This window comes from Streptomyces beijiangensis (assembly GCF_017315755.1).
In the GTDB taxonomy this organism is placed as follows: domain Bacteria; phylum Actinomycetota; class Actinomycetes; order Streptomycetales; family Streptomycetaceae; genus Streptomyces; species Streptomyces beijiangensis.
The window spans coordinates 1-288 of the sequence record NZ_JAFLRJ010000359.1 but is presented as its reverse complement, the minus strand read 5'-3'; the positions used below and the strand labels follow the sequence as shown (position 1 = coordinate 288).

Here is a 288-nt window from a genome sequence, read left to right as displayed (position 1 = left end):
TCGCGCTGACCTTCGACGCCGGTCCGGGCCGTGACACGGCAGAGCTGCTGGACATCCTCAAGGCCAAGCGTGTGAACGCGACCTTCTTCCTCCTGGGCAACGACATCCAGACGCGCCCCCAGCTCGTCACCAGGGAAGCCATGGAGGGCCATGAGGTGGGCAACCACAGCTGGACCCACCCCCGGCTGACCGAGGTGAGCGACGCGGAGATCCGCCGCGAACTCAGCCGTGTACAGGACCGCGTCAAGCAGCTCACCGGCCGCACCCCTACCCTGATGCGTCCGCCCC

General features: G+C 68.1%; 1 protein-coding gene. It reads left to right on the top strand.

Annotation, left to right across the window (positions count from 1 at the left end):
• A partial coding sequence (locus J0695_RS30770) for a polysaccharide deacetylase family protein (protein ID WP_206967580.1) occupies positions 1-288 on the top strand: 288 nt, incomplete at both ends.